Consider the following 25382-nt stretch of genomic DNA (forward strand, 5'->3'; position numbering starts at 1 on the left):
TCCCTTCAGCGGCAGGCAGGGAGCGCCTAGTCTTGATCACGTGTTGATCGGCGTGAACGTCCCCAACTTCGGCCCCGGCACCAGCCCGGCCGTGCTGCGCGACTGGACGCGGACGGTGGAAGGCCTGGGCTTCGACCTGCTCATGGTGTCCGACCACGTGGTGGTGACCCCCGACGTGGCGCAGCAGTACCCGACCCCGTTCTACGACCCGTTCACGACCCTGGCGTGGCTCGCCGGCGTCACGGAACGGATCACCCTGGGCACGACCGTGCTGATCGCGCCGTACCGGCACCCTCTGCTGGTTGCGCGGATGGCGGCCAACCTGGCGGAACTGAGCGGCGGCCGGTTCGTGCTCGGCGTCGGGGTCGGCTGGGCGCGGCAGGAGTTCGAGGCGCTGGGCGTCGAGTTCGGCCGTCGCGGCAAGCTCACCGACGAGCTGATCATGACGGTGCGCGAGGCGTGGCGCGACGAGGGTTACCGCGCCGGGGACATCCCGATCTGGGTGGGCGGGGACAGCGACGCGGGCCTGCGGCGCGCGGTCCGGCTCGGCGACGCCTGGCACCCGCTGCGGCAGACTCCGGACGGGTGGCAGGAGTCGTTGACGCGACTGCGGAAGGTCGCGGTGGAGGAGGACCGGTCACTGCCCGAACTGGCGCCGCGCATCCTGCTGAGGCTGACCGACCAGCCGCTCGACGACCGCAGGCTGGGGGAGGGCACGCTGGAACAGGTCGTCGGCGACCTCGAACGACTGCGTGCGGACGGCGCGAAGGCCGTGGTCCTGGACCCGTTCATCGGTGATCCGGAGGAGACTCGGCGTCCGGAAGCCGCGTGGCACGCGCTGGCAGCGGTGCGAAAGGAGTTGCGGTGAACGAGGAACACCTGCGCAGGGCGATCGCGCTGGCGGCGGAGGCGAGGGCCGGCGGGAACCCGCCGTTCGGGTCGCTGCTGGTCGGCCCGGACGGGTCGGTGCTGGCGGAGGAGCGCAACTCCTGCCTGACCGACGACGACATCACGGCCCATCCCGAACTGAAACTGGCCCGCTGGGCGGCCCAGAAGCTCGACCAGGCCACCGCCGCCGGCACCACCATGTACACGAGCTGCGAGCCGTGCGGGATGTGCGCCGGAGCGCTGGCCCGGTCGGGCATCGGGCACGTGGTGTTCGCGCTGTCGGGCAGCCAGCTGAACCTGCTGAAGACCTCCGGCGGGTTCGCCGACGTGCCGGCCGACGGACCGCACCTGTTCGAGGAGGCGTGGATCCCGGTCAAGGGCTACTACCCCTGAGGGATCAGCACGATCCTGCCGAACACCTCGCCCGCGTCCATCTTCCGGTGCGCGAGCGCGGCCTCCGTCAACGGCAGCTGTTCGTGCACCACCACCCGCAGTTCGCCGCGCGCGGCCGCGTCGAACTGCCCGGTCCGCACCGCTCGTCCGTCCGATTCGGACACGGTGGAGGCGCTGAAGGTCGCGAACGACAGCGATTTCTGGAACGCGCCCATGATCCGGGTGCCGAAGTCGTCCGGCGGCTGGCCCGCGACAGCGCCGACCACGACCATGCGCCCGTTCGGGTTGAGCCTGCCGAAGAACGACGGCAGGTCCGGTCCGGCGACGACGTCGACGATGACGTCGTAACCGGCCTGGCCGCCCTGACCCGAGCGGTCGAGCACCTCGGTCGCCCCGAGCGAGCGCAGCTGTTCGCCCCTCGCGGCCGAGGACGTGGTGACCGCGACCGCGCCCGCACCGCCCAGCGCCGCCAGTTGGACCGTCATGATCCCGAGGCTGCCCGACGCGCCACGCACCAGCACGGACTCGCCGGGAACGAACCGGGCGTGCGCGAGACCGAAGTGCGCCACGAGTCCGGCGCTGCCGAGCGCCACCGCGTCGACCGCGGACAGGGCCGCCGGAAGGGCGACGAAGTCCGCGGCGACCGCGTACTCGGCGTAGCCACCACCGGTGCCGGTGGCCGCCCACACCCGTTGCCCGATCCAGGACGCGGCCATGTCGTCGCCCGCCGCGATCACCGTGCCCGCGACCTCACCGCCGAGGACATGGCCCTCGCGGAACCCGTAGGCGGCGAGATCACCGCGCCGGATCACCACGTCCACCCCGCCCACCCCGATCGCCTCGACGGCGATCAGCACCTGCCCCCGCGCGGGAACCGGGGTGGCGAGGTCCACCACGGCCATCCCCTCCGGGCTGCCGAACTCCTGCACCGCAACAGCTTTCACGACCGCGAAACTAACGGACGCACCCGTCCGTTTCGCTAAAGTGAGAGCATGCCCGGTCGTTTGTCTCAGACAGTGCGTTCCGACGCGCGGTACAACCGCGAACACATCCTGGACGCGGCGCGCGAGGTGTTCGCCGCCGATGGCCTGAACGCGCCGATGCGCGAGGTGGCCCGCCGTGCCGGTGTCGGTCCCGCGACCCTCTACCGCCACTTCCCGACCAAGGAGATCCTCGCCACCGAGGCGTTCGCCGGCCAGATGCGGACCTGCGAGACCATCGTGGACGACGGGCTGGCGAATCCCGATCCGTGGCAGGGCTTCTGTTCGGTGATCGAACGGATCTGCGAGCTGCACGCCCGTGACCGCGGCTTCACCGCCGCCTTCACGTCGGCCTTCCCGCACGCCGTGGACTTCACGGAGCGGCGCGAGCGGACGCTGAAGTCGGTCGCGAAGCTGGCCCGCAAGGCCAAGCGGTCCGGTCATCTGCGCCAGGACTTCGTGCTGGACGACCTGATCCTCGTCCTCATGGCCAACAGCGGCATCCACGCGAGCTCACCGGCCACCCGTGCCGCGGCCTCCCGGCGGTTCGCCGAACTCGTGATCCGGGCCTTCCGGACTAGTCCTCTGTAGACGTCACGCGGACCAGCATCTTGCCGATGTTGTCCCCGCGCAGCACACCGAGGAACGCCTCGACGACGTTCTCGAACCCGTCCACCACGGTCTCGGACGCGCGCACCGTGCCGTTCTGGACGTGCGGTACGAGGAAGCGTTCGAACCGTTCGCGGGCGTCGAGGTGTTCGCGAACCAGAAAGCCCTCCAGCCGCAGGGATTTGAACATGACGTCGGCCAGGTTGTGCGGCGCGGCGGGCGGAGCCGAGCTGTACTGGGCGACCGCGCCCGACCACGCGATCCGGCCGTGCGGGCGCAACGCGTCGATCGCGGCGGCGAGGTGGTCACCGCCGACGTTGTCGAGGTAGACGTCGATGCCGTCCGGCGCGGCCTGCGCGAGTTGCTCGCCGACCGGTCCCGCGCGGTGGTCGAACGCCGCGTCGAAGCCGATCTCCTTCAGGTGCGCCACCTTCGCCGCGGATCCGGCGCTGCCGATGATCCGCCCGGCGCCCATCAGCCTGGCGATCTGCCCGGCCGCGCTGCCCACCCCTCCCGCCGCGGCGGACACGAACAGGTCCTCGCCCGGCTGCAGCGCGGCGATCCGGGTGAGTCCGACGAACGCCGTCAGGCCCGTGCCGCCCAGCACGCCGAGGTACGCGCTCAGCGGCACGCCCTCGGCCTGATGCACGCGCCGAACCTCCTCAGCTGCGGCCACGGCGTGCGTCGACCACCCGGCGCGGTGGAACACCGTTGTCCCGATGGGGAGTTCCGGTGCCCGGGACTCGACGACCCGGCCGATGGCCCTGCCCTCCGTCCCGGCCTCGCCGGTGTTCATCAGCTGCCGCATGTACGGGTCGACCGACAGGTAGACGTTCTCGACGAGCACCTGTCCGTCGGCGAGGGCGGGCAGGGACTCCGTCACGACGGTGAAGTCCTCCGCGCTGGGCGTGCCCTGCGGGCGGCGCACCTGGCGGACGGCGAGGAATGTGCTCATGCGGACAACGTAGGGACGGCAGGACCCTATGCGGCAGAGCGCGAAGTCGATCGATCCCGCCGTTCCATGAACCGCGCTCATGGATAGTGGAACCGTGGACCTGAGCCCTTCCGACCTGCGCCTGCTCGTCGCCGTCGAGCACACCGGCAGCTTCACCGCCGCGGGACGCGAGGTCGGCCTCTCGCAGTCCGCCGTGTCGCACGCCGTGCGGGAGGCTGAGCGTCGCGTGGGAGCCGTCCTGTTCGAACGCGGCAGGCGAGGCGCGAACCCGACACCGGCCGGTGAACGAGCACTCGTGCACGCACGCCAGATCCTGCGCCAGCTGGAGCTGCTGCGCACCGAGGCACGCGACGCGGCGGCCGGATCGGTCACCGGGACGGTGCGCATCGCGGCGTTCCGCACCGCCGCGGCGCACCTCCTGCCACCCGCTCTCGACCGGCTGACCACCCGGTTCCCCGGACTGAAACCGCAGGTCCTGGTCGTGCCCGAGCTGGGGCGGGGCGCGGCGGGCGAGGTCGCGGACGGCCGTGCCGACCTCGCCATCGCCACCCTGGACGACCACGCGGAACTCCCCGGCCTGCACCACGGCGAGTTGCTGACCGAGCCGTACCTGCTGGTGCACCCGGCCGGCCACCCGCGGCCGCGCACGCTGCCGTTGCTCGACTGGCCGGAGAACTGCTCCTCCTACACCCGCACGTGGTGGAGGACGCAGGACTGGCTGCCGCCCAGGAGGCTGGACGTGGCCGACGACAGCGTCGTGCTGTCGATGGTGGCGCAGGGCATCGGCATGGCGATCCTGCCCCGGCTGACGGTGATCGGTCCTCCGCCTGGGGTGGAGCTCGTCGACCTCGGGCCCGAACGGCCGACGCGCAGGCTCGTCCACGTGACCACGAGTGCGGCCAGGCACTCCCTCGCCGTGCGCGAGCTGATCCGCGAGCTGCGGGCAAGCGTCAACTGAGGCGCACCCCGGCACCGGCGGCGTGGGAGGCGCGATCTCACCCCCAGGACCCGCCTCCCACGTGGCTCATCCCACTCCCGAAGCGCTGGCGTGCGGAGGCGAGGTTCCGGAAGGCTCGAACGGGACCAGCGTGTGTGAGCAGGGGAGCACCGATGAGGACGACGATCGTCGCGTTGCAGTCGAAGCAGCCGCTCACCGTCGCGCCGGCCGTGGCGTTCCCTCCCGGTGAGTTCGATCTCGTCGTGCTGACGGACGGCGAGGCGGACGCGGTGCTGCGCGAGGACGTCACCGGTGCCGCGCCCGAGATCATCGTGCTGGACCGGGAGAAGTGGCTGGAGCAGATCCGCGGCTTCGAGGGGCCGGTCGAGGTCGTGACGAACGACGAGTACTGCCTGGCCGAGTGCGCGCGGATCCGGGAGGAACTGGGTCTCGCGCCGCGGCACCCGCGCCGGCCGGCGGCCTACCTGGACAAGGTGGTGATGAAGCGGCTGCTCGCGGCCGGTGGCGTGCGGGTGCCGAGGTTCCACGCGTTCGAGCCCGTCGTCACCGCGACGGCGGCCGACCTGCTGATCGAGGAGATCGGCCTGCCCGCGGTGGCGAAACCGCGGCAGGAGGCGAACTCGCGCGGCATCACGATCCTGCACACGCCGCAGGATCTGCGCGCCTGGCTGGCCGAGCACGACGGCGAGCCCGGCTGGCAGGTCGACGAGTTCGTCCACGGCCCACTGCACCACGTCAACGCGCTGGTGCGGGACGGCGTGATCACCCCGGTGCAGGTGGGCCGATACCTGGGGCCCCTGATCGGCCTGGACGCCGGGCGCACCCTCGGCGGTGCCACCGAACAAGAGTCGAAGTTCACCGAAGCCGCGCACGAGCTGAACGAACGCGTCGTGCGCGCGTTGGGAAGCATAGGAAGTTTCGTGGTGCACACGGAGTTCGCGGTGAACGGCGACGGCGAGATGGTGGTGCTGGAGGTGGCCGGACGAGCGCCGGGCGCGCTGGTGTCGGAACTGGCGCTGCTGCACGCCGGAGTGCAGTTGGAGGTGACGAACCTCAGGATGCAGGCAGGGCTGCCGGTGCCGGAGCCGGTCGCGCAGGACCTCCAGGCCGCCTGGCTGTGGCCACCGGTCATGCCGGGCACGAGGTTCCACGAGCCGGGCCCTGATCTGAGCGGTCTGGCGAGCGGGCACGAGGTCCACGTCCGCCGGGCCGGCCGCGAGGGGAACGAGACCGGGGGCGGGCTGATCGGCGCCTCGGTGTTGCTGTGGCACCGCGATCCCGCCCGGCTCGCCGAAGACGTCGCGACCGTTGGCGACCTGGTCTGGTTCGCCTGAGACTGGACCGGTACGCGGACGATCGGGGGAGAGAGCTTGTCCACTTCGGAATTGTCCACAGGGGACCGTGCGGCGGTCGGCCACTTCGACTTCAGCCGGGCCGAATGGGCGCGGTTGCGGCAGTCCACGCCGATGACGCTGACCGAGGAGGAGCTGACCGATCTCCAGGGCCTCAACGAGGAGCTGTCGGTCGAGGAGATCACCGAGGTCTACCTGCCGCTGTCCAGGTTGCTGAACCTGTACGTGGTCGCGACGCAGGGCCTGCACCACGTGGCGAACGACTTCCTGGGCCGTGAACCGGTGAAGGCGCCGTACGTCATCGGGATCGCGGGCAGCGTCGCGGTCGGCAAGAGCACCACGGCACGCGTGCTCAGGGCGTTGCTGTCGCGGTGGGAGAACCATCCCGAGGTCGCCCTGGTGACCACGGACGGTTTCCTGCACCCGAACGCGGTGCTGAAGGAGCGCGGTCTGATGGACCGCAAGGGTTTCCCGGAGAGCTACGACGTGCGCCGGCTGATCCGGTTCCTGGACGAGATCACCTCCGGCCGCGACGACGTCGAGGTGCCGAAGTACTCGCACCTGGTCTACGACGTGCTGCCGGACGTCGAGAGGATCTCGACGCCGGACATCCTCATCGTCGAGGGACTGAACGTGCTGCAGACGTGGACCGGCCGCGCCGAGGACGCGCCGTCGGTGTTCGTGGCCGACTTCCTGGACTTCACGATCTACCTCGACGCCGGCCACGACCTGATCAGGAAGTGGTATGTCGACCGGTTCCTCACCTTGCGCCGCACCGCCTTCCGCGACCCGGCCTCCTACTTCCGCAAGTACGCGGAACTGTCGGTACCGGACGCGCGCAGGACCGCGCTCGACATCTGGGACCGGATCAACAGCCCGAACCTCGTGCGCAACATCGCGCCCACGCGGTCACGGGCCCACCTCGTGCTGCAGAAGGGCCCTGACCACCGGGTGGACCGGGTCCGGTTGCGAAAGCTGTAGCTCAGCTCGCCCGGCGCAGCGGCGCCCCGGCGTCGTGCAGGTGGCGCAGCACCTCGGCGTAGGAGCGGACCATGGTGGTCTTGCTGTACGGGATGCCGTGGCGGGCGCAGAAGTCCTCGACGACGGGCTGCGCGCGGCGCAGGTTGGGGCGCGGCATGTGCGGGTAGAGGTGGTGCTCGATCTGGTGGTTCAGGCCGCCGAGCAGCGCGTCGACCCAGACGCCGCCGGTGACGTTGCGCGAGGTGAGCACCTGCTTGTGGAGGTGGTCGAGGCGCTGGCCCTCGGCGATGATCGGCATTCCCTTGTGGTTGGGCGCGAACGAGCAGCCCAGGTAGACGCCCATCAGGCCCTGGTGCACCGCGATGAACACGAGTGCCTTCACGGGTGACAGGACGATGAACGCCGCCGCGAGGTATGCGGCGAGTGGCAGGAGCTGGAGGGCGGCCTCACGCCACGGGTTGCGCAGTTCCTTGCGGCACAGGGCCACCAGGCCGGAGATCCGCAGCACGGCCGCCTCGGCGAGCAGCAGCGGGAAGAACAGGAACGCCTGGTTGCGGGTGATCCAGCGGTACACACCGCGCTTGGTCTCGGCCTGCGCGCGGCTGAAGGCGAGGGCGTGGATCTCGATGTCCGGATCCTGGTCCTCGTGGTTCGGGTTCGCGTGGTGGCGGTTGTGCTTGGCGACCCACCACTGGTAGCTGATCCCGGTGAGGCTGCCGTGCAGGTGCCCGACCACGTTGTTGTTGCGGTGACTGCGGAAGATCTGCCGATGTCCCGCGTCGTGCCCGATGAAGGCGAGCTGGGTCGAGGCCACGGCGAGCGCGACCGCCGTGATGACCTGCCACCAGGAGTCGCCCAGCCACACGAACGCCACGGCGATCACGGCGAGCGCCAGCGCGTTGATCGACATCCGCAGCAGGTAGTAGCCGCGCCGGCGGTCCAGCAGGCCGGCCGCCTTGAGCTCCTTGGTGAGCCGGGCGAAGTCACTGCCGGGCTGTCGTTCCGCTGTCGAGGTCGGGATGGTGTCCGTCGTGGTCATGTACCTGCTCCGGGTCGAGGTGCTGCGGGGAGGCTCGGACATGCCGAAGGCGGGAATGAACGCACAGCGGTGATGTTCGCGGAGGGTCCGGCGGCGAACCTCCCGTGCGGAGCTTCGAACGCACGGGCTATCTCCTTTGTACCCTGTCCGCGCGCACTTCACTCACCAGCGGGGCCGCGGCTTGCTCACTCTCGTCAGGCCGGCGATCTCCGGCGACCGGGCGTTGACCTGCCCGGCGACCTCGGAGAGCAGCTGGCCGGTATTGCGGGCGTAGGTCCGCATGAGGGAGAAGGCGTCCGCGACGCCGATCTCCAGCCGTTCGGTCAGCACACCTTTCGCCTGCTCGATCGCGGCGCGGCCGTCCAGCGCGGTCCGCAGCCGCTCGGCGACGACGCTGCCCTGCCGGACCGCCCGCACCTGCAGCAGGCTGATCGTCGCGACGTTCGCGAGCGACTGCGCCAGGGTCGCCGTCTCCGGCGGGAGCGCGCCGGGCGACGTCCGGAACAGGTTCAGCGAGCCGATGACCTCCGTGCGCATCCGCATCGGGAACGCGTCGACCGCGGCCCAGCGGGAGTCCTCGCCGTTCTGGAACTCCTCAGGGGAACCCACCCCGTCGCCGGCCGCGGCCATCAGCCTGAGCTCGCCCTGGTCGTCGGCCACCAGGATCCCCGCCGCGGCCACGCCGAGCAGCTCGACGCTCCGCTCCGCCAGGTCGTGCAGGAACTCGATGCCGTCGAACCGCTCCACGAGCGTGTCCGCCAGCTCGAGGAACGTCTGTGCCACGCGGTGTTCCGACACTGCGTCACCTCGCCATTTCTCACTGGTGGTACTCGGCGACCGCAGGGTCTGGGCGGTGTTTTCACGGTAACGCCAGGTCAACAGGTGTCAAACCTTCTGAAGGAATTTTTCGCCGCTGTCAGCCGTGTGTCGGGAAGCTGACTGAGAATTGTGCGTCCGAACGGTTGAGTGGCTCTGACGTGCGCACGGAGTCGTTTGGAAATACTTCGAACTATTTCGGTTGATCAGCCGGAGAGGAGTGTAGTGTCGAATTCGTCGAGAACTTCTCGCACCTGAGCGGTCAAGCTCAAGTCGTGCTCGGCAAAACCAGAACCGGCCGTTTTCCGGTCGGAGACGGGAGTCCCGGCATGATGTCGGCTCCGCACCTCTCCCACGCCCCACCGGCCATGAAGGCCAGCGAGCAGCCTCGGTATCCGCTGCGATTGCGGTTGCGGCCGAAGGCGCCCACCACGGGGCACGTCGACGGTGCTTGGTGGCCACGTACCCGGGACCTCGCCGCCGAGCTGCCGGCACTGCTCGCGGTGCTGGCGGTTCGGCTGGGCGACATCCCGCGGGTGAGCTACAACCTGACCGAATGGGACATCGCGCCGCGCCAGATCGCGGTCGGCGGGGTCCGGGTCCGCCTCAGCGGGTTCTGGTCCAGGCCCGAGCACACCGTGGACGTCGTCGCGGCTGACCGAAGCCGGACCACGCTGCTGCTCGTGCCGCCCGACGCCGACCCGTTCGCCGCTCACCAGACCATGATGCGCGCTGCTCTGCGGGACAACACCGACTCCGTCGAGACCCTGCTCCGCGCCCGCAAGTCCACTGTGGACGTCATCAGGCAGGAGACGCGAGGATTCTGATGACCACATTGCCACGCGCTTCGGACGACTGTTCGGAGCGCATTCGTTGACCTCGCACCGCGACAACGGCCGCGAGGAGGCGCAACCGACGCGGGCACCCCGAATGCTCCGCGTCGGTTGCGCGTTCACCTACCGCGCCGAAGCGCCCACCCCGGCGGTCTTTTTGGTGCGCCCTGACCGCCAGGGCGACGTGAAAGTCAGCTGTGAGCGCATGTCCGTGGAGCCGGACACCCCGGTGCGGCACTACTTCGACCTCTACGGAAACTGGCTGGCGCGCCTGGTGCTGCCGCCCGGACTGTCCACGGTGAACTACAGCGCGTGGGCCGAGGTCCCCGACGAGACCGAGGCCGTCGACGAGACGGTGCCGGAGGCGTTGCCCGACGATCTTCCCGACGACGTGCTGCTGTACACGCTGTCCAGCCGCTACTGCGTGTCCGACGTGCTCGGGGACGAGGCCTGGTCGAGGTTCGGCGCCCATCCGCCCGGCTACGGCCGGGTCAGGGAGATCTGCCGGTACGTCCACGAGGCGCTCAGCTTCCGCTACGGCGCCTCCACCGCGCTGTCCACGGCGGCCGACGTCAACGCCGCGGGTTTCGGCGTCTGCCGCGACTTCACGCACCTGGCGATCTCGTTCTGCCGCGCCCTCAACATTCCCGCCCGCTACGTCTTCGGCTACCTGCCGGATCTGGACGTGCCGCCCGACGGCGCGCCGATGGACTTCGCGGCGTGGATGGAGGTCTGGCTGGAGGACCGCTGGTGGACCTTCGACCCGCGCAACAACATGCCGCGCAAGGGACGCGTGGTGATCGGCCGCGGCAGGGACGCCGCGGACGTCGCCATGGTCACCACGTTCGGCGGCCCGGTGCTGGAGTCCATGGTCGTGCGCGCGGAGGAGGAGCTCAGTCCCGTGGGCGGGTGACGCTCGCTCCGACTACGGCCTCGGGTGCCTCGCCTCGGCGACGGCCGTCAGCGCGGCCATGTCGATCGTGCCGGCGATGACGTCCGCCGCCACGGTGCTGAGGTAGTCGTTGTGGCTTCGCGCGTACCGGCGCAGCGTCTCGAAGGCCGTGCTGATGTCGATCTGGAGCCGTTCGGCCAGCACGCCCTTGGCCTGTTCGATCAGGACCCTGCTCTGCAACGCGTGCTGCAACTGCCCGGCCAGCAGTTCGCGATGGCTGATGACCTGGGCCTGGAGCAGGCCGATGGTGGCGACGTCCGCCATCGCCTGCGCGACCCGCAGCGTCGGCTCGCTCAGCGCGCCCTCCTCGACGCTGAACAGGTTCAACGCCCCGACGGTCTGCTCGCGCAACCGCATCGGCAGGGCGTGCAGCGCGCCGAACCCGGCGTCCTTCGCCACGGCGGAGAACTCGGGCCACCGCTGGGGTGCTTCGGTGAAGCCGGCGACCGTCACCGGTTCACCGGTGAGGTAGCACTCCATGCACGGACCCTGCCGGTGCTGGAGCTCGAAGAGCTCGATCAGCCGGGCGCGGTCGCTGGAGGCGCCGACCACCTGCAGTTCGCCGTGGTGGTCGACGAGCAGGATGCCGGCCGCGTCCACCTCCAGCGTGGCCACGCAGCGGTTGGCCAGCAGATGCATGAACTCGACCGAGTCGAAGTCGGCGACCAGCGTGTCGGCCAGCTCGACGAACGTCTCCGCCAGATTCTCCAGGAACATGGGAGTCACCTCTGTAGGTCTTCTCGCCGGGGAGCGGGCGTGATCATCGGGGATCAGAGCTGCTCTCCGGGCTCAGTCGCAGGCGTCGGCCGACGATGTCGCGGGCCACGTCGACGACCGGCTGGTCATGAGCGAACGCGTGAGCGCGAAGCCGCACCAGAGCCTCGTCCAAGCTCACCCCCATCTGGACGGACAGCATTCCGGTGGCCTGGTGCACCTCGGCGCGGCTGAGCGGCATGCCGTCCAGTGGAACGATCTCGGTGTCGAGGTGCGCCATGGTCAGTTCGTCCAGGAGCAACGACATGATGACGTCGGCGACGACGTGCGCGTCGAGGATCTGCTCCTGGGTCAGCGGGCCGGGGCTCGTCCGGTGCAGCACCAGCGCGCCGATCCGGATGGCGCCGCTGCGCAACGGGAACACGAAGACCGCCCTGGCCCCGGCGGCGACAGCGGCCCGCACGTACAACGGCCAGCGCCGGTCGCTGTCCCACGAGTCCAGATCACCGGCGAGCACCGGCGTCCCGGAGCGGATCGAGTCCTCGCACGGTCCTTCGCCGAGGGTGAAGCGCAGGTTCTCGAGCTGGGCGCCGATGTCGTTGGTGGCGTAGCGCGACTCGCCACGGCCCGTGCCGTTCATCAGGGTCAGCTGGGCGCCGGTCACCCCGATCAGCGACACGCACGCCTCACAGGCGGCCTCGCAGGACGTCGCCACGCCTCTCGCCGCTGCCTCGCCGGCGAGATGCGCCAGCACCTTTGCCAGTCGCTCACCGCTCACCGACTCCGCCTTCCGTTGTGCGGAAGCATCCCACGCGAGGGTGCGCACAGCGGAAGGGGCCACGCCCGTTCACGCCGCTGAGACGGCGTCGATCCGGTCGGCCAGTTCCCGCGCCCCGCAGTGGCCGCGGTGGCGGCGCGCGTGCGAGGCGAGTGGCCGGAAGCGGTCGCGCACGCGAGCGGAGCCGATCGGCCCCGACGACGCCAGCGCGCGCAGCCCGGCCTCCACGCCCGCCTCGAGGTCGCCCTCGATCAAATGACTGGTGGACAAGGAGATCAGGCCGAGCGTGCGGCTGCGGGCCATGCCCTCGTCGTAGCCGTCGATCGCGGTGGTGAGCAGCACGATGGCCGTCTGTGCGTAGTGCCTGCCCGCGGTGACCGCCAGGTCCGCGTGCACGGCCCCGGCGAGCCCGGACAGGTCGGCAGGGGTGAAGAACGCCGCCCAGCCGGCCACGCCCGTGCGGCTCGCGGCGTCGAACTGCGCCCGGCCGCGGTCGAGCAGCATGCGGGCGCTGTGCTCGGCGCCCTTCTTCGCACACGCCCAGGCCGCGTTGCCCGACAGCAGGCCTGCCGCGAGTCCGTCGCCGGAGCGGGAGGCCGCGAGCTGACCGAGGTCGAAGTACCGCAGCGCCTCGTCGAAGTGCCCGTGGTGCAGGAAGACGCGGCCGAGCCGGTAACACACGTTGGCGGTGAGCTCGTCCGCGCGGGCGAGCCCGGCCAGCGCCAGGGCGTGGCAGAAGTGGTTCTGCGCGTTGTCGACCAGACCGGCGTCGAAGCACACCCAGCCCGCCAGGTTCCGCAGGTCCGCCACGGCGACGTGCAGCCGTTGCCGGACTTGCTCCGACGCGGGCGCGGTGAGCAGCGGGAGGTTCTCACGCAGGCACAGGCGGACGCCGTCGAGACAGGGCTCGCCCCCGCTGCGGTAGTCGAGTTCGCGCAACGCGCGGGTGGCTTCTTCCAGACGCGTGACCTCGGACAGGCCGATCATGACGGGGGAGCACCTCACACCGGATTCGGTTGCGAGCGGGCACCGCCGAGGTCCGGAGCGGCCGGGTCGTCACCGATTTTAGCGTAAGCTGCACCCACCGAGGGCATGTCGTGCAGCAGCGGTCAAGCTGGTGCCGCCTTGGGCGCACCAGGAAGCCCGGCCGTCTGGCTGGAGGCGGGAGCGCCGAGTTGAGCTCGGATCTGCTCTGCACCAAAGAACTTCTCGCGGAAAGCGGTCGATGCTGACCCGTGCCGCGCACCTCAGTCTCGGCGTCATCGCACTGTCGCGCAAGGAGAACGAGCACCGGCTGGCGATCCATCCGCTGCACCTCGACCGGATCGACGCTGATCTGCGTGAGCGCGTCTTCCTCGAACGCGGTTATGGCGAGCGCTTCGGTGTCTCCGACGAACAACTTTCTTTGTCCGTGGGGGGATTGCGCACCCGCGAACAGCTGATCGCGGAGTGCGACGTCATTCTGCTGCCCAAACCTCTCGCCGAGGACGTCGCGGAACTGCGCGAGGGCCAGGTGCTGTGGGGCTGGCCCCACTGCGTGCAGGACTCGAAGCTCACCCAGCTGGCCATCGAACGGCGGCTGACGCTGATCGCGTTCGAGGCCATGAACCACTGGACCACCGACGGTTCGTTCGGTCTGCACGTGTTCCACAAGAACAACGAGCTGGCCGGGTACTGCTCGGTGCTGCACGCCCTGCAGATCGCCGGTTCGACCGGTGACTACGGCAGGAGGCTGACCGCCGCCGTCATCGGATTCGGTGCCACCGCACGAGGTGCCGTCACGGCGCTCAAGGCGCACGGCGTGCACGAGGTCAACATCCTCACCAACCGCGGCGTCGCCGCGGTCAGCTCACCGATCCACTCGGCGCGGATGGTCCACTTCGACCACGACGACGAGGATCCGCGGCGCAGCCACGCGCTGACCGACGAGGGTCGGGTCCCGCTCGCCGGTTACCTCGCGCAGCACGACATCATCGTCAACTGCGTGCTGCAGGACCCCGACAAGCCGCTGACGTTCCTCATCGACGACGACCTGCCCACCCTGCCGCCCGGCACCCTCGTCATCGACGTGTCGTGCGACCGGGGGATGGGCTTCAGCTGGGCCCGCCCCACCTCGTTCGCCGAGCCGTCGTTCGTGGTGGGCGACCACGTCGTGCACTACGGGGTCGACCACAGCCCGTCGTACCTGTGGAACTCGGCGACCTGGGAGATCAGCGAGGCGCTGCTCCCGCACCTGCGCACCGTCCTCACGGGCGCCTGGGACGCCGGGGAGACCATCCGGCGCGCCATCGAGATCCGCGACGGCGTCATCCAGAACCCCGGCATCCTCACGTTCCAGCAGCGTTCATCGGAGTACCCGCATGACCACGTCTGAGCCCCTGACCACGCCTGAGCCCCTGATCACCGATCCCGACCTCTCCTGCGACGTGTGTCCCCACCCGTGGCGCGAGCACGACCCGCTGGGAGTGCGGTACTGCACCGCGACGGCGGCCTCCGCACTGCCCAGAGGATGCATCTGCTCCTGAGCCGGGCCGGTTCAGGGCTCGAGGCCGGTCACCGCCGTGCCACCGGCGATGTCGAACGGCACCGAGACCTGATCGTGCGTGACCAGCCAGTGCCCGTCGATCCTGCGGCAGCAGAACGTCGCCCGCACCCACATCCCGTCCACCGGCACGCCGTTCTTCAGCGTGCCGTGCAGTCGTCCGAAGCCGTGCGCGAACGCGACGTTCTCGTCCGCTGTCACCGCCAGATCGCGAACCTCGTACCGCACGTCCTGGAAGAACGCGAACGCCTTGGCCCAGTTCGCTAGCTTCGCGTCGATGCCGGCGTGCTGCAGCGGCGGCTCGACGTCGAACGACACGACGTCGGCCGAGTACAGCCGCCGCAGCACGTCCAGGTCCTTGGCCTCGATGCCTTCGACGATCCTGGTGATGTGCTGGGTGATCTCGTCCATCATCCGTCCTTTGTGCACGGTCATGCCACGGCCACCGGGGAACCGGCGCGCAGTGGCAGAAGAGACGTGCTCCAGGCGACGACCTGGTCCAGCGTCCGGTCCAGAGCGGCGACGTGGTGCTCGCCCGGCGCCGGCACCACGAAGTTCTCGAACTCGGTCGCCAGCGACAACGTCACCTGTGACGACACGTCCGCCATCTCCAACGCCCCGCACATCAACCGCAGTTGCTCGACCGCGCGGGCGCCGCCGACCCCGCCGTACGAGACGAACCCGACCGCCTTGTCCCGCCACTCCGCGCGCAGGAAGTCGATCGCGTTCATCAGCACCCCCGGCGCCGAGTGGTTGTACTCGGGCGTGACCACGACGAACCCGTCGAACGAGGCGATCGTCTCCGCCCACGCCCTGGTGTGCGGGTGCTCGTACTCGCCGGGCAGTTCGTCCAGGTGCGGCAACGGATGCGCGAGCAGGTCGATCACCTCGAACTCCGCGTCCGCGCGCAGCCGCGCCCGTTGCTCCACCCATCGGGCCACCTGCTCGCCCCGGCGACCCGGCCGGGTGCTGCCGAGGACGATGCCGATCCTGATCATCGGTCTCCTTCGTTCGTGTGTCGCTTCCGAGCACTACGACGAGACGACTCCGGGAAACGTCAGGCCTGACATTCCGGCGCGCTGTCTCGTCAGACTGGGTGAAGCCACGAACGGACAGGAGCACCGGTGACCGACGCGATCCTCGGCGAGCGACGCCATCTGATCAACCTCGGCTACCGGCTGCTGGGATCCCTCGCCGAGGCCGAGGACGCCGTCCAGGAGGCCTACGCCCGCTGGTACGCGCTGTCCGGGCCGAAGCAGGACGAGATCGCCTCTCCCGGCGCCTGGCTCACCACCGTCACCAGCCGCATCTGCCTCGACCTGCTGGGGTCGGCCCGCGCGCGCCGGGAGCGCTATGTCGGCGAGTGGATCCCCGAGCCGCTGCCCGACCCCGCCGAGGGGACCACCGCGGACCCGGCCGACCGCGTCACCCTGGACGAGTCGGTCAGCATGGCGTTCCTCGTCGCCCTCGAATCGATGACGCCTGCCCAACGCGTCGCGCTCGTCCTGCACGACGTGTTCCGCTACTCGTTCAACGAGATAGCCGAGATCACCGGCCGCACCCCGGCCGCGTGCCGTGAACTCGCCTCCGCGGCACGCCGCCGCGTCAGCACGTCCGTGCCGCCCGCCGCACTGGCCGTCCACCACGCCGGCCTGGTCCGCGACTTCAAGCACGCCTGGGAGGCCAGGGACATCCCCGCCCTGGTCGGGTTGCTGGACCCCGGCGCGACCTTCACGGCGGACGGCGGCGGCCTGGTCACCACCGTGCTCGACCCGATCGAGGGCGGGGACCGGATCGCCCGGTTCGTCGTCGCCGTCGCCACCAGGGTTCCCGGCGACTTCACGATCACCGAGCGCGCCGTCAACGGCAGGCCCGGTCTGCTGATCGAGAACGACGGCGTGACGTCGTCGGTCTACGCGTTCGACATCGCAGGCGACCGGATCACCCGCATCTGGGCCGTCCGCAACCCGGAGAAGCTCCGCGCCTGGCAGTAGGGTCGGCCGATGGTGACCTTCAGCCATCCTGACGATCTGACCAGCGCCGCGTTCGCGGACGTGAGTCTGCGGGGCGCGCGCTTCACGCGGTCGGACCTGTCCGGCGTGGTCATGCGGGCGGTCGACATCGCCGGTGCCGACATCGACGCGCCGTGGCTGCTCGGCGGCGAGAACGCGCTGCTGGTCAACGGGGTCGACGTCGCGCCGTTCGTGGAGGCCGAGCTCGACCGGCGCTTTCCCGGACGAGGGGAGCGGCGGGCGAAGGATCCGGACGGGCTGCGCGCGGCCTGGGCCAAGGCCGAAGCGGCGTGGGACGCGGCCCTGCGGCGAGTCGCCGGAATGCCGCCGGGCACGGAGGACGTCTCGGTGGACGGCGAGTGGTCGTTCGCGCAGACGGTCCGCCACCTGATCATGGCGACGGACACCTGGCTGGGCGGGCCGGTCCTGGGCCACGAGAAGCCCTACCACCCGCTGGGCCTGCCGAACGCCGAGTACGGGACCGACGGGTACGACCTGTCCGTCTTCGTGCCGGGCACCCCGCCGTACGCCGAGGTGCTGGAAGCGCGGGCCGGCCGGATGGCGATGGTGCGCGACTTCCTGGCCGGGGTGACCGCGGCCGACCTGGCCGTGACGCGCAGCAACCCCTGGAGTCCTGAGCACGAAGTGACCACGGGTTCGTGACTGCGCACGATCCTCGTGGAGGAGTGGGAGCACCTGCGCTACGCCACCCGCGACCTCGACGCCATCGAGGCACGCTCTTAGCCGTGCAAACTTCTTTTGGCGGCTTCGCGCGTTCCTGACCTGCGCTTTCTTCAGGTTGCCAGCAAGCAACCATCGCTGACGGCCCTTGTGTCGGGCGTCCACTCGTGCCTATATTTGCCGAAACACGACTATGTAAGCGCTTACATTACGAAGCGTGACATGTAAGCGCTTACATCTCGATCAACGACGACGAGGGCGGCAGGCAGCGCATGGCGAAGCAGCACCCAGCCTCTGCGGAGGCCCGGTCCGCTGGAGCGACGATCTACTCGGTCGCCGACCACGCCGGCGTGTCGATCGCCACCGTGTCGCGGGTGCTCCAGGGCGCGACCGTCGTGGCCGAGGCCACCCGGCAGAAGGTGCTCACGGCCGTCGAGGAGCTCGGCTACGTGCCGACCGGTGCGGCCCGCAGTCTCGCCGTGCGGCACCACGAGGCACACGGGCTCGTGCTGCCGGAACTGTCCGGTCCTTACTACGCCGAACTGCTGATGGGCTTCGAGGCTCGTGCCGCCGAGCTCGCGCAGTCCGTGGTGCTCGTGCTCACCAACAGCCGCACCGACATGGCCGCGGCGGTACGGCAGCTGGCGACCAGGGTCGACGCCATCGCGGTGTTCGGCTCGGCGGCGATTCCGGCCGACCTCGTGCGGTTGCTGCGCGCGAAGAAGCCGGTCGTCGTCATCGCGGGCGAACCGCAGGACGGCATCGAGGCGGTCGCGGCGGAGAACCTGGAGAGCGCGCGGGAGCTGGCCGGGCACGTGCTCGACCACGGCCGGCGGCGGGCGCTGTTCGTCGGCGACCCGGACAGCGGTCCCGACATCCGCAACCGGTACGCGGGCTACCTCGCCGCGCACCGGGATCGGGGTCTCAAGGCCGCCGAACCCGTCCTGGCCCGGCTGTCCGAGGCCGACGGCACGGCCTTCGCGCAACGGCTGCTGGCCGGTGAGCACGAGGCGGACGCCCTGATGTGTGCCAACGACGAGCTGGCCTTGTCGATCATGACCACGCTGCAGGACGCCGGCCGGGACGTACCCGGCGACATCGCCATCGTGGGCTGGGACGACGTCATGACCGCGCGGTACGTGCGGCCGGGGCTGACCACCGTGCGCCAGCCCGTGCACGAACTGGGCGCGTTGGCCGCGGATCGCCTGCACGAACTCGTGGGCGGCGAGTCACCGCGAACCTACGCCCAAATGCTGCCGACGCGGCTGGTGGTGCGCACCTCGTGCGGCTGCCTGCCTGTCACCTGATTCACCACCGTCTACTCGAGACGAACGCCGAAAGGAAGCGAAAAGCAATGGTGCGCAAAACTTCCAGGTCGATCGCGGGGGTGTCGGCCCTCGTGCTGGTGCTGGCCGCCTGCGGGCGCGGCGACGACCAGACCGGTGGTCAGAGCAGCGCCGACATCGCGCAGGGCCCTGCCACGGGCACCATCACCGTGTGGGCGATGGGTGCCGAGGGCGAGAAGCTCCCGGCGCTCGCGAAGGAGTTCGAGGACGCGAACCCCGGCGTCGACGTCCAGGTGACCGCCATCCCGTGGGACGCCGCGCACAACAAGTTCACCTCGGCGATCACGGCGGGCCAGGCGCCCGACGCGGCCATGGTGGGATCGACGTGGATGGGCGAGTTCGCGGGCTTGGGTGCGCTCGACGCGACGCCGTCCTCGATCGACAAGAAGGCGTTCTTCGAAGGCGCGCAACGCACGACCGAGGTCGGCGGCACCTCGTACGGCATTCCCTGGTACGTGGAGACGCGGCTTCTCTACTACCGCAAGGACCTCGCGAAGACGGCCGGGTACGAGACGCCGCCCACCGACTGGGCGGGCCTCAAGGAGATGGCGAAAGCGCTGCAGGCCAAGTCGGGCGCCAAGTGGGGCATCGGGCTGCAGGCCGGCGGCACCGGCTCGTGGCAGTCGCTGCTGCCCTTCGCGTGGTCGAACGGCGCGGCGCTGACCAAGAACAACGACGCCGCCTACAACTTCGACAGCCCGGAGATGCAGGAGACGCTGAAGTACTACGGCTCCTTCTTCAACGAGGGCATCGCGGACAAGGAAGCCCCCGCGCAGCCCACGACCGAACCGGACTTCGTCAGCGGGCGCGTGCCGATGTTCATCTCCGGTCCCTGGATGATGTCCGCGGTCGAGAAGCTCGGCGGGGAAGGCTTCAAGGACAAGTACGACGTCATGCCGATGCCGGTGAAGAAGACGTCGTCGAGCTTCGTGGGCGGCTGCAACTTCGTCGTCTTCAAGGAGAGCAAGAACCGCGACTCCGCCTGGAAGTTCGTGAACTGGCTGGCGAACCCGCAGACCCAGGCCAAGTGGTACCAGCAGTCGACCGACCTGCCGTCGGTGAAGAGCGCCTGGCAGGACTCGGCGCTCGCCGCCGACACGAAGCTCGCGAAGTTCGGCAAGCAGCTCGACACCGCGCAGGCGCCGCCGACCTTCGCGACCTGGGAGCAGGCGATCACCGCGCTCGACACCGAGGTCGAGAAGGTGGCCCGCTCCGGCGCCGACCCGGCCGCTGCTCTCAAGGCGGCCCAGGCATCGGCTGACTCGATCGGCACCGGCCGGTGAGCTTGACCGCTCCGGCCCGCCGCCGAGGCGCGGAGCGGGCGGCCTGGCTGCTGATCCTCCCGTTCTGCCTGCTGTTCCTCGTCTTCACGGCGTGGCCGGTGATCCAGTCGCTGTTCATGAGCTTCACCGACACCCGCAACCGCGACCTGCGCACGCCGTTCGCCGTGGAGTTCGTCGGGCTGGACAACTACGTCCAGGCGTTCGCCGACCCGCTGTTCCGCACGGCGGCGGCGAACACCGCGTACTTCGTGCTGGTCGGCGTGCCGCTCACGCTCGCCGTCGCGCTCGTGGCAGCTGTCGTGCTGGACAAGGGGATCTCGCGGTTCCGCGCGTTCTTCCGGCTCGGGTTCTACACGCCGGTGATCACGTCGATCGTCGCGGTCGCGGTGGTGTGGCGGTTCCTGCTCCAGGACGAGTTCGGGCTGATCAACACCGTGCTGGGCTGGGTCGGCATCACCGGGCCGAACTGGCTCGGTGACCCCGACTGGTCGATGCCCGCGCTGATCCTCATGGCCGCGTGGCGCAACTTCGGCACCGCGATGATCATCTTCCTGGCCGGGCTGCAGGCGGTACCGGCGTCGTTGCACGAGGCCGCCTCGATCGACGGCGCCGGAGCGGTGACGCGGTTCCGGTACATCACGCTGCCGTTGCTGCGCCCGACGCTGCTGTTCGTGTCGGTGACGACGGCGATCGGCTACCTGCAGTTCTTCGAGGAGCCGTACGTCATGACCAACGGCGGCCCGCTCAACTCGACGATCTCCGCGTCGATGTACACCTACCGGCAGTTCGGGTTCGGCAACTACGGCTTCGCCTCCGCGATGAGCTACCTGATCTTCGTGGTCATCGCGATCGTCACCGCCCTGCAGTTCCGCCTGCTGCGGGAGAGGGGCTGACATGACCGGGCAACGCACGCAGAACCGTTGGTGGATCTACGTTCCGCTCACGGTCGCGCTCGTCGCCGTCATCGCGCCGTTCGTCTGGATGGTGCTGGGCAGCTTCAAGGGCGAGGGCGAGATCCTGGCCAACCCGCCCACGTGGCTGCCGGAGTCCGCGTCCCTGGACAACTACACGCAGCTGTTCTCCCGCCTGCGGTTCGGGACGTACTTCCTCAACTCGGCGATCGTCGCCGTCCTGGTGACCGCCGGGAACCTGCTCTTCTGCTCGATGGTGGGCTACGCGCTCGCCAAGCTGGAGTTCCGCGGGAAGCGGGCGCTGTTCGCGGTCGTCCTGGCGACCCTGATGATCCCGGGCGTCGTCACGTTCGTGCCGCTGTACGTCCTCGTCGTCAACGCGGGCCTGGCGAACTCGCTGCCCGCGCTGATCCTGCCGTTCCTCGTCTCCCCGTTCGGCGTCTTCCTGATGCGGCAGTTCATGACGGGCCTGCCGACGGAGCTGATCGACGCCGGCCGCGTCGACGGAGCGAGCGAGGTGCGCATCTTCGCCCGGATCATCCTGCCGTTGTGCGGGCCCGCGCTCGCCACCCTCGGCATCCTCACGTTCCTGGGCAGCTGGAACAACTTCCTCTGGCCGCTGGTCGTGGCGCAGCAGGAGAGCGAGTACACGCTCCCGGTCGCGCTGGCCCTGTACTCGACCGGCCAGAACTCGATCCAGTACGGCCTGCTGCTGGCCGGGGCCACCATCGTCGTCGTCCCGGTCCTGCTCGTGTTCCTCGTCTTCCAGCGGCGCTTCATCGAAGGCATCGCGACCACCGGCATCAAGTGATCGTCCAAAGGGGACTCTCATGGCAACGCCAGCAAGGATCACCCGCCGAACACTGCTCGTCGCGAGCGCGGCCACGCTCGCCGTTCCCTCGTTCGCCTCCGCCGCTCCGGCGCGGAAGGTGCTGACCGCCGACCCCGTCCGAGTGCGTGGATGGGCTAAAGACACCTGGCGCAGCCTCGTCGCCATGACCCCGTCCCGCACGGGTCTGCCCGCGGACAACATCCCCGAGTCGCTCGCCGCGTCCGACCGCTCTGGCTACACGTCGCCGACGAACATCGGCGGGTACCTGTGGTCGGCGATCGTGGCCCGCGAACTCGGTCTCATCACCTCGGGCGAGGCGTCGGCACGACTGGTCCGCACTTTGTCCACTTTGGACCGGATGGAACACCACACCCCGAGTGGCATGTACTACAACTGGTACGACGAGGAGACCGGGGAGGCGTTGCGCGCCTGGCCCGGCACGGGTGCCGTCGTCCACCCGTTCTGCTCCAGCGTGGACAACGGCTGGCTCGGCGCGGCACTGCGCGTCGTGGCGGAGGCCGACCGCGCGGCGTCGGGCCTGGCCAAGCGGATCTTCGGCCGGATGCGGTGGGACGCGTTCTACAACCCCGGCGACGATCCCGCGCACCCCGTGCGGCCGGGCGGCCTGATCCACGGCGGGTTCTTCCCGTTCGACCACGACCGGCCCGGCGGGGTCTACCAGGGCACGCACATCGGCGGCGACCCGGTCTGGCTGACCACGCACCACTACGACACCACGGTGTCCGAAACGCGCATCACCAGCTACCTGGGCATCATCACGGGCCAGATCCCGCCGAAGCAGTACTTCGCGATGTGGCGGACGCTGCCGGCGTCGTGCGACTGGTCGTGGCACGAGATGCAGCCGGTGGGGGAGAACCGGACCTACTACGGCATCGAGGTCTTCGAGGGCGCCTACACCTATCGCGGCATGCGGATCGTGCCGGGCTGGGGCGGTTCGATGTTCGAGGAGCTGATGCCGGACGTGTTCGTGCCCGAGGCGAAGTGGGCGCCGCGGTCGTGGGGCCGCAACCACCCGTTGCACGTCCGGGCTCAGCGGGAACACGGTCTGCTGGAAGCGAAGTACGGCTTCTGGGGCTTCAGCCCGGCGAGCAACCCGGCCGGCGGGTACCGCGAGTACGGCGTCGACGCGCTGGGCATCGGGCCCGGCGGCGAGCCCGGCAACCCGGCCAGCGGCTACTTCTCCGACCAGGAGATGACCAACTACGACGTCGGCTTCGGCTCGTGCCGTCCGGCCACCGCCCCCACGCCGACCTACGGCGACGGCGTGGTCACCCCGCACGCGGCGTTCCTGGCGATGATGCACGAACGCGACGAGGCGTACACGAACCTCGTCGGCATCCAGAACGATCTCCGCGCCTACGGGACGGGCGGGTTCTTCGACTCGGTCGCCGTGCGGTCGGGCACCATCGCGCGGCGCTACCTCTCGCTGGACCAGGCGATGGTCATGGGAGCGATCGGGAACGTCCTGTGCCGCGACGTGATCCGCCGGGCGTTCGCGACGCCGGCCGTCGAGCGCGCGCTCCGGCCGGTGATCGGTGTCGAGGAGTTCGGTGCGAGCCGAGTCTGAGAGCAAGGGAGGTAAGGCATGCGGCCCGTACGGCTGATTTCCGAGGACGGTGTCGAGTACCGCGACCTCAACGGCAACGGCGTCATGGACCCCTACGAGGATCCACGCCTGCCCGTGGCGGAACGCGTGACGGACCTGCTGGGACGCCTGACTCTGGAGGAGAAGGCAGGCCTGCTGTTCCACACCGTCATCGAGGCGGGCTCGGACGGCACGGTGAAGGAGGCGCCCGGCGACATCAGCAAGTCGCCGACCAGTGTTGTGGTGAAGCAGAAACACCTGTCGCACTTCAACGTGCACGCGCTCGACGACGCCCGCATGGCGGCGCGCTGGTACAACAACCTCCAGCTCATCGCCGAGAGCACGCCGCACGGAATCCCGGTGACGATCTCCACTGACCCGCGGCACGCGTTCATCGAGAACGCGGGTGTTTCGTTCAGCGCCAAGGCCTTCTCCCAGTGGCCCGAGTCGCTGGGCCTCGCGGCGCTGCGTGATCCGGCGCTGGTGGAACGGTTCGCGGACATCGCGCGCCAGGAGTACCTCGCGGCCGGCATCCGTTGCGCCCTGCATCCCGCTATCGACCTGGCCACTGAGCCGCGGTGGGCGCGGCAGGCGGGCACGTTCGGGCAGGACACCACGCTGACGGCTGAACTCGCCGTCGCCTACGTGCGCGGGTTCCAGGGTCCGTCACTGGGCTCGGAATCGGTCGCCTGCACCAGCAAGCACTTCCCCGGCGGCGGCCCGCAGAAGGACGGCGAGGACGCGCACTTCCCGTACGGCCGTGAGCAGGTCTATCCCGGCGGCCGGTTCGACGACCACGTCGCGCCGTTCCGCGCGGTCATCGAGGCGGGCACGGCGGCGGTGATGCCGTACTACGGGATGCCCGTCGGCCTGGAGGTGGACGGCGAGGCGATCGAGGAGGTGGGCTTCGGCTACAACCGCCAGGTCGTCACCGGGATGCTGCGCGAGGGCCTCGGCTTCGACGGCGTGGTGCTCACCGACTGGGAACTCGTCATGGACAACCACGTCGGCGACAAGGTGCTCCCCGCACGCGCCTGGGGTGTCGAACACCTCGACGCGCACGGACGCATGGAACTCATTCTTGCTGCGGGAGCCGACCAGTTCGGTGGCGAGGAATGCGTCGAGGTACTGCTCGAACTCGTGGCGCAGGGCCGAGTCTCGGAGGAGCGGATCGAGGAGTCGGCGCGCAGGCTGCTCAAGGTCAAGTTCCTCCTCGGCCTCTTCGACGACCCGTTCGTCGACGAGGACCTGGCGGCGGAGGTTGTGGGACGGCAGGACTTCCGCGACGAGGGCCACGAAGCGCAGGCCAGGTCGGTCACGGTGCTGCAGGCGGGCTCGGGTCTGCCATTGCAGTCAGGCTTGAAGGTCTACGTGGAGAACGTCTCGCCCGAGGCCGCAGCGCGTCTGGGGACCGTCGTAGCCACGCCAGAAGAGGCCGACTTCGCGCTCGTGCGGCTGATGGCCCCGTTCGATCCGCGATCGGACCTGTTTCTGGAGTCGTGGTTCCACCAGGGTTCGCTGGACTTCCAGCCGGGCCTGGCCTCACGCCTGGCGCGGATCGCCGAGGCCTGTCCACTGGTCGTCGACGTGACGCTGGACCGCCCGGCCGTCCTGACGCCACTGCTTCAGGTCGCGTCGACCCTGGTGGTCAGCTACGGCACCAACGACGAGGCCCTGGTCGACGCGCTGACGGGCGTGTGCCCGGCACAGGGAAGGCTTCCGTTCGACCTGCCGCGCTCGATGGAACAGGTCCGCCGCCACCCCGAGGACGTCGCGGGCTACGAGGACCCGCTCTTCCCGTTCGGCCATGGAGTGATGCCGGGCGACCGTTAGAAAACCTGTCCAGGACATCAATCGATCGCGCCGTTGACCGGGCCGCGCCGCACCCAAGACCATGAGAGCGTTCCCACGGACGCGAGGG

Annotated in this window: 27 protein-coding genes; 18 read left to right on the forward strand and 9 right to left on the reverse strand. The window is 69.8% G+C overall.

Annotated elements, in window-relative coordinates; translation table 11 throughout:
- Positions 1-40 precede the first annotated feature (40 nt).
- Both OG205_RS06835 and OG205_RS06840 read left to right on the forward strand, forming a co-directional pair.
- Positions 41-868, forward strand: a complete 828-nt coding sequence (locus OG205_RS06835) for an LLM class flavin-dependent oxidoreductase (RefSeq protein WP_330275386.1) — start codon at positions 41-43, stop codon at positions 866-868.
- On the forward strand, positions 865-1281 hold the full coding sequence (locus OG205_RS06840) for a nucleoside deaminase (protein WP_330275387.1): 417 nt from the start codon (positions 865-867) through the stop codon (positions 1279-1281). Before OG205_RS06835 ends, OG205_RS06840 begins: the two co-directional genes overlap by 4 nt.
- Here the strand turns inward: OG205_RS06840 and OG205_RS06845 are convergent.
- The gene (locus tag OG205_RS06845) at positions 1272-2225 is read right to left on the reverse strand and encodes a zinc-binding dehydrogenase (RefSeq protein WP_330275388.1); all 954 of its coding nucleotides are present in this window, start codon (positions 2223-2225) and stop codon (positions 1272-1274) included. The two genes, OG205_RS06840 and OG205_RS06845, sit on opposite strands and share 10 nt — an antisense overlap.
- Positions 2226-2273: 48 nt before the next feature.
- Between OG205_RS06845 and OG205_RS06850 the strand changes: the two genes are divergently transcribed.
- Positions 2274-2852 carry a TetR/AcrR family transcriptional regulator gene (locus OG205_RS06850; RefSeq protein WP_330275389.1) on the forward strand — a complete coding sequence of 193 codons (579 nt, stop codon included), beginning with the start codon at positions 2274-2276 and terminating at the stop codon, positions 2850-2852.
- Here the strand turns inward: OG205_RS06850 and OG205_RS06855 are convergent.
- Entirely contained in the window at positions 2839-3825 is a 987-nt protein-coding gene (locus tag OG205_RS06855) for an NADP-dependent oxidoreductase (protein WP_330275390.1), read from the reverse strand. The genes OG205_RS06850 and OG205_RS06855 overlap by 14 nt on opposite strands.
- 94 nt (positions 3826-3919) lie before the next feature.
- On the opposite strand from OG205_RS06855, the gene OG205_RS06860 reads away from it, so the two are divergent.
- The 3 genes from OG205_RS06860 (at position 3920) to coaA (ending at position 7116) form a co-directional block, all read left to right on the forward strand.
- Entirely contained in the window at positions 3920-4783 is an 864-nt protein-coding gene (locus OG205_RS06860) for a LysR family transcriptional regulator (RefSeq protein WP_330275391.1), read from the forward strand.
- A gap of 152 nt (positions 4784-4935) precedes the next feature.
- Positions 4936-6117, forward strand: coding sequence for an ATP-grasp domain-containing protein (locus OG205_RS06865; protein ID WP_330275392.1), 1182 nt, complete (start codon positions 4936-4938; stop codon positions 6115-6117).
- Positions 6118-6153: 36 nt separating this feature from the next.
- Positions 6154-7116, forward strand: coding sequence for a type I pantothenate kinase (gene coaA, locus OG205_RS06870; protein WP_330275393.1), 963 nt, complete (start codon positions 6154-6156; stop codon positions 7114-7116).
- A gap of 1 nt (position 7117) precedes the next feature.
- Here the strand turns inward: coaA and OG205_RS06875 are convergent, their stop codons facing one another.
- Positions 7118-8155, reverse strand: coding sequence for a fatty acid desaturase family protein (locus OG205_RS06875; protein WP_330275394.1), 1038 nt, complete (start codon positions 8153-8155; stop codon positions 7118-7120).
- A 162-nt stretch (positions 8156-8317) separates the two neighbouring features.
- Positions 8318-8953 (reverse strand): ANTAR domain-containing protein, encoded by a 636-nt coding sequence (locus OG205_RS06880; protein ID WP_330275395.1) that lies wholly within the window; start codon positions 8951-8953, stop codon positions 8318-8320.
- Between the two features lie 347 nt (positions 8954-9300).
- Between OG205_RS06880 and OG205_RS06885 the strand changes: the two genes are divergently transcribed.
- Together OG205_RS06885 and OG205_RS06890 are read left to right on the forward strand one after the other, a co-directional pair.
- Entirely contained in the window at positions 9301-9798 is a 498-nt protein-coding gene (locus tag OG205_RS06885; RefSeq protein WP_330275396.1) for a DUF5994 family protein, read from the forward strand.
- A 46-nt stretch (positions 9799-9844) separates the two neighbouring features.
- Positions 9845-10717, forward strand: a complete 873-nt coding sequence (locus OG205_RS06890) for a transglutaminase-like domain-containing protein (protein ID WP_330275397.1) — start codon at positions 9845-9847, stop codon at positions 10715-10717.
- Between the two features lie 12 nt (positions 10718-10729).
- On the opposite strand, the gene OG205_RS06895 is transcribed toward OG205_RS06890, so the two are convergent.
- The 3 genes from OG205_RS06895 to OG205_RS06905 form a co-directional block, all read right to left on the reverse strand.
- Complete coding sequence (locus tag OG205_RS06895) at positions 10730-11473, reverse strand: GAF and ANTAR domain-containing protein (protein WP_330275398.1); 744 nt, start codon at positions 11471-11473, stop codon at positions 10730-10732.
- A 43-nt stretch (positions 11474-11516) separates the two neighbouring features.
- On the reverse strand, positions 11517-12248 hold the full coding sequence (locus OG205_RS06900) for a GAF and ANTAR domain-containing protein (RefSeq protein ID WP_330275399.1): 732 nt from the start codon (positions 12246-12248) through the stop codon (positions 11517-11519).
- 69 nt (positions 12249-12317) lie between these two features.
- Positions 12318-13235, reverse strand: coding sequence for a hypothetical protein (locus OG205_RS06905; RefSeq protein ID WP_330275400.1), 918 nt, complete (start codon positions 13233-13235; stop codon positions 12318-12320).
- Positions 13236-13473: 238 nt separating this feature from the next.
- Between OG205_RS06905 and OG205_RS06910 the strand changes: the two genes are divergently transcribed.
- On the forward strand, positions 13474-14622 hold the full coding sequence (locus OG205_RS06910; protein WP_330275401.1) for a N(5)-(carboxyethyl)ornithine synthase: 1149 nt from the start codon (positions 13474-13476) through the stop codon (positions 14620-14622).
- Entirely contained in the window at positions 14609-14773 is a 165-nt protein-coding gene (locus tag OG205_RS06915) for an RGCVC family protein (RefSeq protein ID WP_330275402.1), read from the forward strand. Before OG205_RS06910 ends, OG205_RS06915 begins: the two co-directional genes overlap by 14 nt.
- Positions 14774-14784: 11 nt before the next feature.
- On the opposite strand, the gene OG205_RS06920 is transcribed toward OG205_RS06915, so the two are convergent.
- Together OG205_RS06920 and OG205_RS06925 are read right to left on the reverse strand one after the other, a co-directional pair.
- Complete coding sequence (locus OG205_RS06920) at positions 14785-15225, reverse strand: YybH family protein (RefSeq protein ID WP_330275403.1); 441 nt, start codon at positions 15223-15225, stop codon at positions 14785-14787.
- Positions 15222-15788, reverse strand: coding sequence for an NADPH-dependent FMN reductase (locus OG205_RS06925; RefSeq protein ID WP_330275404.1), 567 nt, complete (start codon positions 15786-15788; stop codon positions 15222-15224). The genes OG205_RS06920 and OG205_RS06925 overlap by 4 nt, the downstream gene beginning before the upstream one ends.
- A gap of 126 nt (positions 15789-15914) precedes the next feature.
- On the opposite strand from OG205_RS06925, the gene sigJ reads away from it, so the two are divergent.
- From sigJ to OG205_RS06965, 8 genes are all read left to right on the forward strand, one after another.
- Positions 15915-16784: an RNA polymerase sigma factor SigJ gene (gene sigJ, locus OG205_RS06930; RefSeq protein WP_330275405.1), complete on the forward strand. Its 870-nt coding sequence runs from the start codon at positions 15915-15917 to the stop codon at positions 16782-16784.
- 9 nt (positions 16785-16793) lie between these two features.
- Entirely contained in the window at positions 16794-17465 is a 672-nt protein-coding gene (locus tag OG205_RS06935; protein ID WP_330275406.1) for a DinB family protein, read from the forward strand.
- Positions 17466-17755: 290 nt separating this feature from the next.
- Positions 17756-18790, forward strand: a complete 1035-nt coding sequence (locus OG205_RS06940; protein ID WP_330275407.1) for a LacI family DNA-binding transcriptional regulator — start codon at positions 17756-17758, stop codon at positions 18788-18790.
- Between the two features lie 47 nt (positions 18791-18837).
- On the forward strand, positions 18838-20112 hold the full coding sequence (locus OG205_RS06945) for a sugar ABC transporter substrate-binding protein (RefSeq protein WP_330275408.1): 1275 nt from the start codon (positions 18838-18840) through the stop codon (positions 20110-20112).
- On the forward strand, positions 20109-21005 hold the full coding sequence (locus OG205_RS06950; RefSeq protein ID WP_330275409.1) for a carbohydrate ABC transporter permease: 897 nt from the start codon (positions 20109-20111) through the stop codon (positions 21003-21005). The genes OG205_RS06945 and OG205_RS06950 overlap by 4 nt, the downstream gene beginning before the upstream one ends.
- A 1-nt stretch (position 21006) precedes the next feature.
- The gene (locus tag OG205_RS06955) at positions 21007-21834 is read left to right on the forward strand and encodes a carbohydrate ABC transporter permease (protein ID WP_330275410.1); all 828 of its coding nucleotides are present in this window, start codon (positions 21007-21009) and stop codon (positions 21832-21834) included.
- 19 nt (positions 21835-21853) lie between these two features.
- Complete coding sequence (locus OG205_RS06960) at positions 21854-23443, forward strand: glucoamylase family protein (protein WP_330275411.1); 1590 nt, start codon at positions 21854-21856, stop codon at positions 23441-23443.
- 18 nt (positions 23444-23461) lie between these two features.
- A complete protein-coding gene (locus OG205_RS06965) occupies positions 23462-25294 on the forward strand; it encodes a glycoside hydrolase family 3 protein (protein WP_330275412.1) in 1833 nt (610 codons plus the stop codon).
- Positions 25295-25382: the final 88 nt, after the last annotated feature.

Origin of the sequence: Lentzea sp. NBC_00516 (genome assembly GCF_036346835.1) — a bacterium.
Lineage (GTDB): Bacteria > Actinomycetota > Actinomycetes > Mycobacteriales > Pseudonocardiaceae > Lentzea > Lentzea sokolovensis.

Coding starts and splice junctions, on each gene's coding strand:
- OG205_RS06925 (WP_330275404.1), bottom strand. CDS start 15,788: ATGATCAGGATCGGCATCGTCCTCGGCAGCACCCGGCCGGGTCGCCGG.
- OG205_RS06935 (WP_330275406.1), top strand. CDS start 16,794: ATGGTGACCTTCAGCCATCCTGACGATCTGACCAGCGCCGCGTTCGCG.
- OG205_RS06855 (WP_330275390.1), bottom strand. CDS start 3,825: ATGAGCACATTCCTCGCCGTCCGCCAGGTGCGCCGCCCGCAGGGCACG.
- OG205_RS06875 (WP_330275394.1), bottom strand. CDS start 8,155: ATGACCACGACGGACACCATCCCGACCTCGACAGCGGAACGACAGCCC.
- OG205_RS06955 (WP_330275410.1), top strand. CDS start 21,007: ATGACCGGGCAACGCACGCAGAACCGTTGGTGGATCTACGTTCCGCTC.
- OG205_RS06940 (WP_330275407.1), top strand. CDS start 17,756: ATGGCGAAGCAGCACCCAGCCTCTGCGGAGGCCCGGTCCGCTGGAGCG.
- OG205_RS06865 (WP_330275392.1), top strand. CDS start 4,936: ATGAGGACGACGATCGTCGCGTTGCAGTCGAAGCAGCCGCTCACCGTC.
- OG205_RS06910 (WP_330275401.1), top strand. CDS start 13,474: ATGCTGACCCGTGCCGCGCACCTCAGTCTCGGCGTCATCGCACTGTCG.
- OG205_RS06960 (WP_330275411.1), top strand. CDS start 21,854: ATGGCAACGCCAGCAAGGATCACCCGCCGAACACTGCTCGTCGCGAGC.
- OG205_RS06945 (WP_330275408.1), top strand. CDS start 18,838: ATGGTGCGCAAAACTTCCAGGTCGATCGCGGGGGTGTCGGCCCTCGTG.
- OG205_RS06965 (WP_330275412.1), top strand. CDS start 23,462: ATGCGGCCCGTACGGCTGATTTCCGAGGACGGTGTCGAGTACCGCGAC.
- OG205_RS06920 (WP_330275403.1), bottom strand. CDS start 15,225: ATGACCGTGCACAAAGGACGGATGATGGACGAGATCACCCAGCACATC.
- OG205_RS06915 (WP_330275402.1), top strand. CDS start 14,609: ATGACCACGTCTGAGCCCCTGACCACGCCTGAGCCCCTGATCACCGAT.
- OG205_RS06885 (WP_330275396.1), top strand. CDS start 9,301: ATGATGTCGGCTCCGCACCTCTCCCACGCCCCACCGGCCATGAAGGCC.
- OG205_RS06905 (WP_330275400.1), bottom strand. CDS start 13,235: ATGATCGGCCTGTCCGAGGTCACGCGTCTGGAAGAAGCCACCCGCGCG.
- OG205_RS06850 (WP_330275389.1), top strand. CDS start 2,274: ATGCCCGGTCGTTTGTCTCAGACAGTGCGTTCCGACGCGCGGTACAAC.
- OG205_RS06895 (WP_330275398.1), bottom strand. CDS start 11,473: ATGTTCCTGGAGAATCTGGCGGAGACGTTCGTCGAGCTGGCCGACACG.